Genomic DNA, 8,692 nt, shown 5'->3' with positions numbered 1-8,692 from the left:
TGCACCTACACCAGCGCCAGAGCCAGAACCTGAAATTCCTGTTGTCGGTTTAGATGATGATAAAAATGATGAATCGATGGAGGAACAATTGAAAAAATCTAAAGAACGTATTTTACGTTTAAAAGATTTGAGCATGAAATTGCGTACCACCAATGGTTTACAGGAATTGGAAAATGAGCCGGCTTATAAACGCAAGCAAATGCAGTTGCAACAGGTTCAGCATTCTTCTGAATCACAAGTAAGTCGTTTCACATTAAGTAATGACCAGGATGGCGGTACAGAAATCAGACCAAACAATTCATTCTTACACGATAATGTTGACTAGATCAAACCAAATATAATTATAAAGCCTCGATTAATCCTCGGGGCTTTTTTTGGCATAAATTTAAATTGTTAAAAAATCTTAATTTACAGCCAGCAGATTAATGTGGTTGATTTTAAGACGAATAAACCGTAAATTCGCAAAAATTTATTATAAAAAAACACATAATACATTGGATATATTTGATAAGATAGCAAAGCACATGGGGCCACTTGGTCAACACCAGAAATGGTCTCATGGGTATTTCTCATTTCCAAAATTAGAGGGAGAAATTGCACCACACATGCAATTTAAAGGAAAAGAGCATTTGGTTTGGAGCTTAAATAACTATTTAGGCCTGGCCAACCACCCAGAAGTAAGAAAAGCAGATGCTGATGCTGCTGCCGAATTTGGTATGGCTTACCCAATGGGTGCCCGTATGATGAGCGGTAACTCAAAATATCATGAACAACTGGAGCAGGAACTTGCCGAGTTTGTAGGTAAGCCAGATGCTTTTTTGTTAAACTACGGTTACCAGGGAATGGTTTCCATCATCGATACTTTGGTAGATCGGAATGATGTAATCGTTTATGATGCTGAATCTCACGCTTGTATTATCGATGGATTACGTTTGCATATGGGTAAACGTTTTGTTTACAAACACAATGATATCGAAAGTGCCCGTAAACAACTGGAGCGTGCTACCAAATTAACCAATGAATCTGGCGGTGGTATCTTATTAATTACCGAAGGCGTTTTCGGTATGAGTGGTGCACAAGGCAAGCTTAAAGAAATTGTAGATCTGAAGAAAGACTTCGATTTCCGTATTTTGGTTGATGATGCACATGGTTTTGGAACAATGGGTAAAACTGGTGCCGGAACACATGAGGCGCAGGATTGTATTGAAGGTATTGATGTTTACTTTGGTACATTCGCTAAATCAATGGCTGGCATTGGCGCCTTCGTAGCTTCTACAGAAGAGATCACTAATTTCTTAAGGTACAACATGCGTTCGCAAACCTTCGCTAAAGCATTGCCTATGCCAATGGTGAAAGGATTGATCAAACGTTTAGAATTGTTGAAAAGCAAGCCTGAGCTTAAAGATAAACTTTGGGAAATTGCGATGACACTTCAAAAAGGCTTGCGTGAACGCGGCTTTGATTTGGGGGTGACGGATTCAGTTGTTACACCTGTATTTTTAAAGGGAGAGTTAACAGATGCTACCGCTATTACTTTCGACTTACGCCAGAACTATGGTATTTTTTGTTCGATTGTGGTTTACCCTGTTATTCCAAAAGGAATGATAGAATTGCGTTTAATTCCTACGGCTGTTCATACACTGGAAGATGTACAACGTACATTAGATGCATTCAGTGAAGTATCTGAAAAGCTTGAAAATGGCTATTATAAGGAGAATCAGTTCGCCATTGTATAAAAGATCAGCATTAATTTTTTTTTAAGCCCTTTAAACTCGTTTAAAGGGCTTTTTTATTTTGGAATGATCGTAAGTTGCTGTTTTATAGTGTTTTAATTAGTGTGTGGTAATTGTAGCTGTTCATAAATCGTTTAATTGTGGAAAAAAACGCTTTTAAAGGTATTTTTTTATGCGGCTAAAAATTTTTTTTATACAACAAACAGTTTAAATTAGAGTTAGATAATTAAAACTCAAACCTTTAAAATTATAGGAGTACTAAAAAATGAAAAAATTTGAAGAAGTAAAAAGTTTAGTTGCAGCTTTGGAAGCTGATGCAGACAAGTTTTATAACAAAGGCAACAGCGCTGCTGGAACCAGAGTACGTAAAGGCATGCAGGATTTAAAAAACTTAGCTCAAGCCATTCGTTTAGAAGTGCAGGATACGAAAAACAAAGCTTAAACCTAAAGATATTTATAACAGGAAAGTCCCGATACGCATCGGGACTTTTTTGTTAATAGGATAAATTTGTAATCATCACTTCTTTCCGACTGCTCATAACGGACCAACTTACCATTATGAAAATAGTAGAAGGAAAAATAAGGTGCATTAATGGAATCAAAAGTTCTTCTTGAAACGCGATAGATCTTATTTCCATCAGCTGAAGCTGAAACCAGTTCCGCTGTTTTCTTCGATTGCTTAAAGGTTCTCTCCGTTGTTCCGATGGGAACAATTGCAGAACTTTGCAGCCTGGCATGATACCTGCCAGAGTTATATAAATAACTTTTCCGTGATGTTTAATTTGTGTGTACTGATCGCGATTCAATAATGGGGCCTGCATAATGGTCGTTATTTCATTCCCATTTTGATATTGGTGATAAAGAAACCTTCAAATTTGTAATCTATTGATTTTTATGGTTTTGAAATTTGTAATTTTTCAATTGCCCAAAAAAAACAGGTTAATCCAGATGCTTTATGTAGCAAAAGATTAACCTGTTTTTGATCGGAAAGGAAACCGAATATTTTTTAGCGCAGTTTATGCCGGCTGACTAAGTTTTTCCAATTCTAGCGCAATAGCTTGCTCTAAGGACGATGAGGCTTTAGCCAACGGTAAACGCACTGTATCTCCGCATATACCCAATTGTTTTAAGGCAGCCTTTATTCCTGCCGGGTTGCCTTCTGCAAAAGCCAGGCGGGTAAATTCCACTAAACTTAAGTGTGCGGGTGTAGCACCTTTAAAATCGCCAGCCATGCACAACCTTACCATATCCGAAAACTGTTTTGGCAATGCATTTCCGATGACAGAAATAATGCCTGATGCGCCCAAAGCCATCATCGGTAGGGTAACAGGATCATCTCCGGAAATCAATAGAAAGTCTTCAGGTTTATCCCTCATAATTTGATTGAACTGATCAAAACTTCCAGAGGCTTCCTTGGTTGCGATAATATTTTTGAAGTCATGGGCTAGCCTGCAAGTCGTTTCAGGGCTCATGTTGCTCATTGTTCGTCCAGGAACGTTATACAACATCAAATCCAAAGGAGAAATCTCCGCCAGGTATTTGTAGTGTTGGTAAATTCCCTCTTGTGTGGGTTTGTTATAGTAGGGGCTGACCGATAGAATTGCACTGTAACCGTTTGTATCGAAGCTTTTCATTTCCTCGGCAACGGCTAGGGTATTGTTTCCGCCAATTCCTGCAACAAGTGGCAATCGGTTATCATTAACTTCAGCGGTATAGGCCCACACCTTCTTCTTCTCTTCCTTAGTCATTGTAGCGGTTTCGCCGGTTGTTCCTAAAGAAATGAGGTAATCAATTCCTCCTTCCACCAAATGATTAATCAGGTTTTTTAAACCGTTATAATCAACTGATCCATCTGTGTTAAAGGGTGTAACTAATGCTACCCCCGTACCCTGAAATTTGTTCATTATATATTGTAATTATTGAATTTTGATTATAGATTGAGGGATGTTCAATCGTTTTTACCCGTTCTATAATTTTTATTTTATCATTGCTAAAAGTTCTGTATCACTAATAATTGGAATATTTAACTTTGTAGCCTTCTCTAGTTTTGAAGGGCCCATGTTATCTCCGGCAACGAGGAAGTTTAATTTAGCAGAAATGCTACTTAATATTTTTCCACCATTGGCTTCAATAAGATCTTTCAACTCATCGCGACTGTATTGCTCAAAAACGCCCGAAATTACGAATGTTTTTCCAATAAGTGTATCGCTATCAAGTGTAATTACCTTTTCTTCAATTTCAAAAGCTAATCCCGCTAATTTTAATAATTCTATCTGCCTTAAATGCTCAGGATTTGAGAAATATTCAACAATACTTTCGGCAATACGCTGCCCAATCTCATCAATGGCTATCAATTCCTCTACAGTTGCCGTAGAAAGTTTATCTATATTTTTAACACCAGCAGCTAACTTCTTCGCAACTGTTTCGCCAACATATCGAATGCCTAATCCAAAAAGAACTTTTTCAAACGGCATTTCTTTTGATTTTTCAATTCCAGCAAGCATGTTTTCAATAGAACGTGCTCCGAATCTTTCAATCTCTTTTAACTGATCAGCTTTCTGAAACAAGGTGTATACATCACTAATGTGATTAATCAGGCCTCTTTTGTAAAAAGTTTCAATGGTTTCATCACCCAAACCATCAATATTCATTGCTTTTCGACTAATGAAATGCTGAATCTTACCTACAATTTGCGGCGGACAACCCTCATCATTCGGGCAATAGTGTACTGCTTCTCCTTCTTTTCTAATCAGTTCGGTTCCACATTCCGGACAATTGTGCAGGTAATGCACTTTAACTGATCCAGCTAGCCGCTTCTCTAAATTCACTTTGATGATTTTCGGAATGATTTCTCCGCCTTTTTCTACAAAAACTGTATCTCCTTCATGCAAATCCAACCGCTCGATTTCGTTGGCATTATGAAGGGTGGCTCTCTTTACTGTTGTGCCTGCAAGTAACACCGGCTTTAAATTGGCAACAGGCGTAACTGCACCTGTTCGACCGACCTGATAGGTAACTTTATCTAAGACCGTTTCAACCTCTGCCGCCTTATATTTATAGGAAATTGCCCAACGTGGAGATTTGGCTGTAAAACCGAGCTCCTGTTGTTGCGCATAGCTATTTACTTTAATTACGATACCATCGATATCGTAGCTTAGTTTGAATCGTTCCGTTTCCCAATGGTGGATAAATGCCAGTACATCATCGATATTATTTACCAAACGGTTATGCTCGCAAACGTGGAAGCCCCAATCTTTAACAGCATTCAAACTGTCCCAGTGATTTTTAAATTCATTTTTATCTGTGTATAAAAAATAGATAAAGCCATCCAGAGGGCGTTTCGCCACTTCCTTGCTGTCTTGCATTTTTATTGTTCCTGAAGCAAAGTTCCGTGGATTGGCATAGGGAATTTCGCCCAGTTCTTCGCGGGCAGCATTTAAGCGAAGAAATGCTGCTTTATGCATAAAAATTTCACCGCGTATCTCGAAGTGTTCGGGTGCTTTTTCGGTTTTAATCTGGTGCGGAATAGTATGAATAGTTTTAACGTTATTGGTTACATCATCACCTTTGGTACCATCACCGCGGGTTACTGCTCTAACTAATTTTCCATTTTCGTAAGTTAAGCTGATGGATAATCCGTCAAATTTTAACTCGCACACGTACTGAAAATTATCACCAATGGCTTTGCGGATACGCTCATCAAAGTCACGAAGGTCTTGCTCGTTATAAGTGTTACCCAACGAAAGCATCGGGTATTTGTGCTGAACGGTAATAAAGTTTTTGGTAATGTCGCCACCAACACGTTGGGTTGGAGAATTTGGGTCGGCAAAATCCGGATTGGCTTTTTCTAGGTCGGCTAAATGCTTTAACTTTTTATCAAATTCATAATCGCCAATGGTTGGCATCGCCAAAACATAATAATTATAATTATGCTGGTTCAGCTCGGCAACCAGCGCATCCATTTCTTCTCTTATTGCAAATAGCGACATAAGAGCAAATATAAATTGATTTTAATGGTTTAGAAATAGAAGGATACTTTTTTACCTGTTAAAAATTTTAAATCGGTAAAATGGAATTATTCAATGCCTAATGCACTATCCGTATTTAATAAGTTCAAAAACGCTATAAACCAATGTAATTTGAAAGTTCAACTTTCAGATTGCATGGTTTCCAGTTTTTATTTGTAGAATAGTTATCTTCTTTAAAATCTAACGGCATAACTATTTTACCATCTTTCCCTCAATTTCTTCGAAAATTTCCATAAAATCTTTCTCTAATACAGTTTTAAAAATCGATAACTCAAATGTTAGCGCCTCTAATTGTTTTTCACTTAAAGTCTCGGGCCAGAGCCGCATGCATATTCTATTAAGTGCATAACTGATGTTTTCCAGTTTTTGATAACTCAACAGGTATTTACTGCTGATAAATCCATCAAGAAATTTAAAGAAAACTGATTGGTTTTTTAATCCTGAACGGGCCAGGAAATCATTTAAGGAAGTTTTCTCAACCGCAACCAGTTTTTCATAAAAATGATTAACCTGAATCAGGTTATGTTCGATAAGTAAATGGTCTAGTAAGAGCTCAAGGCCTATGTGTGCCAAAAAGGAAGGACGTACTGAAGTCGCTTCAACAACAGGCTTAATCAACTGTTTGAGCTGTGTTGTTTTTTCCAAAAAAAAGGTCGAGGAGTGAAATATTAAGTCTACCTGTAAATGTCTTTTCCAACCTTTTAGCAAGGCTTCCTCATCAGGGTTTCCAAGGAATAAAAATTCATTTTTTTGAGGATATAAATTTGCCTCTTTGGATGCGTTTTTAATCAGATCTGGTAATACGGTTCCCATTACCACATTGGCATCATCATTTGATCTATCAAAGTAGTAATGCGATAGGAAGTTCATGGTCACAAGTTAATGTTTTCTTTGATGTTGAAGAACTTAAACTAAGTGATATTCAGCGTAGAAATCGTATTGTTTTGTAAACTAATAAATTATAAATTTAATTTCCCTAATAAATCATCATGGCTAATTCGAAAACTTACAGGATACTGTCTTTAGATGGAGGTGGATCCTGGGCGCTCATTCAAGTAAAATGTTTACGTAAACTCTTTGCCGAAACTTTTAATAATCCTGACCCCACCGGGCATGAGGTGTTATCGAAATTTGATTTGGTAGCCGCCAATAGTGGTGGAAGTTTGGTAGCTGCGGCAATGGCTGAAAATTTGCGTTTATCTGAAATTGAGCAGATCTTTGGCGATGAAAAACTAAGAAGCAAGGTTTTTTCAAGATTAAGTTTCTGGGAGAAAAGTTTACTCTCAAGTGCAGCAAGGTTATTTAAAATAGGAGCAAAGTATGCCACTAAAAGAAAACATCAGGCTTTAAAAGAAATATTGCCCAAAATCTCTCAAATTGATTTAATGCATATACCAAAGCATGTTTCGATAGGGGGTGATGTTAAAACACAGTTTCTAATCATTGGATATGACTATTATCGCAACCGGGCGGAGTTATTCAGAACTGATTGTGACAGTTTGGCTTCAACATCGGTAATTGAACGTAAATTGAAAAAATTGCCAGCTGCTGTACAAAGCTCATCCGATTGTTTGGTAAGTTTGGTAGATGCGATTCATGCTTCGAGCACAGCTCCAGTGAATTATTTCAATGAGCCGGCTACCTTTAAGGTAAACAACAAATTAAAATATTATTGGGACGGAGGCGTAACCGGTAACAACAACCCGGTTCTGGCAGCGGTTACCGAAGCCATTTGCAACCGCGAACAATACCAAATTGAACATATCCAGGTTTTGTCTATTGGTACAGGCACAGTTTCGCAATTGCAATTTGATGAGGAAATACCAGTAAAACATCAGGAACTTAAAGCAAAACATGAGGAACCTGGTTTGATAAAAGATATTCAGAAAATGGGAACCAGTATATTAAATGACCCACCAGATACCGCGGCATTTGTAGCTTATATGATTTTAAATTCATCTATGCCCGCCAAACCAGTTGATTTTATCAGGATGAACCCTGTTTTACGCCCGATGATGATTAATGATGCGAGCGGTAAACATTGGGATTTACCTCCCGGCATTAATAACGAGGAATATGCAACATTAAATTCCATGGATATGGATGCTGTTGAAGATAAGGAAGTTTCACTAATTGTAAAACTATGTGATAACTGGCTGAATAATGCAGGCGTTCCGAACCAGGCCATTAGAAATGATGGTGCACTAAATTGCCTGATTGGACATGCTGATTTTAATACTGCCAACGCCGATTTTAAAACCTGGTTTACGGTTGCCAACTAATTTGCTTTAAACTAAGCTAAAATTTTATCTTTGCACGCACAATTATAAAAGTGTTTGTACAATGACGAATTTTGTTGAAGAGTTAAGGTGGCGTGGCATGTTGCATGATATTATGCCGAATACGGAAGAGAAGTTAAAAGAGGGTATGACTTCTGGTTATATTGGCTTTGATCCTACTGCCGATTCATTGCATGTGGGCCATTTAACGCAAATCATGACTTTAATTCATTTCCAGAAAGCCGGACATAAACCCTTTGCTTTGGTTGGTGGTGCCACCGGAATGGTTGGCGATCCATCGGGAAAATCTGACGAGCGTAATCTCCAGACTCCAGAGATGATTGAGCACAATCTCAAAGGAATGAAAACGCAATTGGCCAAGTTTTTAAAATTTGAAGATGGTGGCAATGGTGCTGTAATGGTTAATAATGCCGATTGGTTTAAGGATATGAACCTTTTTACATTTATCAGAGATGTTGGTAAACACATCACTGTGAACTATATGATGGCGAAAGATAGTGTAAAAAGACGTTTAGAAGGCGATTCAGGGTTATCTTTTACGGAGTTTTGCTACCAGTTGATTCAAGGTTACGATTTTTATCATTTGTGGAAAAACGAAAACTGCCTGGTTCAGATGGGTGGCTCAGACCAG

7 protein-coding genes and 1 pseudogene are annotated in these 8,692 nt (G+C 37.9%); 5 read left to right on the top strand and 3 right to left on the bottom strand.

What is annotated here, in order from left to right; translation table 11 throughout:
- From ON09_RS20450 to ON09_RS20440, 3 genes and pseudogenes are all read left to right on the top strand, one after another.
- A pseudogene (locus ON09_RS20450) lies at positions 1-325 on the top strand (cell division protein FtsZ); the annotation flags it as partial.
- Between the two features lie 169 nt (positions 326-494).
- A complete protein-coding gene (locus tag ON09_RS20445) occupies positions 495-1,736 on the top strand; it encodes an aminotransferase class I/II-fold pyridoxal phosphate-dependent enzyme (RefSeq protein ID WP_029204511.1) in 1,242 nt (413 codons plus the stop codon).
- 262 nt (positions 1,737-1,998) lie between these two features.
- A complete protein-coding gene (locus tag ON09_RS20440) occupies positions 1,999-2,175 on the top strand; it encodes a hypothetical protein (protein WP_010602932.1) in 177 nt (58 codons plus the stop codon).
- 574 nt (positions 2,176-2,749) lie between these two features.
- Here ON09_RS20440 and dapA read toward each other — a convergent pair.
- The 3 genes from dapA to ON09_RS20420 form a co-directional block, all read right to left on the bottom strand.
- Positions 2,750-3,637 carry a 4-hydroxy-tetrahydrodipicolinate synthase gene (gene dapA / locus ON09_RS20430; RefSeq protein WP_010602930.1) on the bottom strand — a complete coding sequence of 296 codons (888 nt, stop codon included), beginning with the start codon at positions 3,635-3,637 and terminating at the stop codon, positions 2,750-2,752.
- A 72-nt stretch (positions 3,638-3,709) separates the two neighbouring features.
- Complete coding sequence (gene ligA / locus ON09_RS20425) at positions 3,710-5,722, bottom strand: NAD-dependent DNA ligase LigA (RefSeq protein WP_010602929.1); 2,013 nt, start codon at positions 5,720-5,722, stop codon at positions 3,710-3,712.
- 231 nt (positions 5,723-5,953) lie between these two features.
- Positions 5,954-6,631 carry an ACP phosphodiesterase gene (locus ON09_RS20420; RefSeq protein WP_010602928.1) on the bottom strand — a complete coding sequence of 226 codons (678 nt, stop codon included), beginning with the start codon at positions 6,629-6,631 and terminating at the stop codon, positions 5,954-5,956.
- A 119-nt stretch (positions 6,632-6,750) separates the two neighbouring features.
- On the opposite strand from ON09_RS20420, the gene ON09_RS20415 reads away from it, so the two are divergent.
- Positions 6,751-8,043, top strand: a complete 1,293-nt coding sequence (locus ON09_RS20415; protein WP_010602927.1) for a patatin-like phospholipase family protein — start codon at positions 6,751-6,753, stop codon at positions 8,041-8,043.
- Positions 8,044-8,104: 61 nt separating this feature from the next.
- Positions 8,105-8,692, top strand: a 588-nt coding sequence (tyrS, locus tag ON09_RS20410; RefSeq protein ID WP_010602926.1) for a tyrosine--tRNA ligase, incomplete at its 3' end; no start/stop codon positions are given.

The organism is Pedobacter agri PB92 (assembly GCF_000258495.1).
Lineage (GTDB): Bacteria > Bacteroidota > Bacteroidia > Sphingobacteriales > Sphingobacteriaceae > Pedobacter > Pedobacter agri.
Note: the sequence above shows the minus strand (reverse complement) of the source record. Positions and strands in the feature narration are given on the sequence as shown.

What these genes read in the sequence shown, in the direction of transcription:
- ON09_RS20440 (WP_010602932.1), top strand. Translation starts at nt 1,999, where the DNA reads ATGAAAAAATTTGAAGAAGTAAAAAGTTTAGTTGCAGCTTTGGAAGCT.
- dapA (WP_010602930.1), bottom strand. Translation starts at nt 3,637, where the DNA reads ATGAACAAATTTCAGGGTACGGGGGTAGCATTAGTTACACCCTTTAAC.
- ligA (WP_010602929.1), bottom strand. Translation starts at nt 5,722, where the DNA reads ATGTCGCTATTTGCAATAAGAGAAGAAATGGATGCGCTGGTTGCCGAG.
- ON09_RS20420 (WP_010602928.1), bottom strand. Translation starts at nt 6,631, where the DNA reads ATGAACTTCCTATCGCATTACTACTTTGATAGATCAAATGATGATGCC.
- ON09_RS20415 (WP_010602927.1), top strand. Translation starts at nt 6,751, where the DNA reads ATGGCTAATTCGAAAACTTACAGGATACTGTCTTTAGATGGAGGTGGA.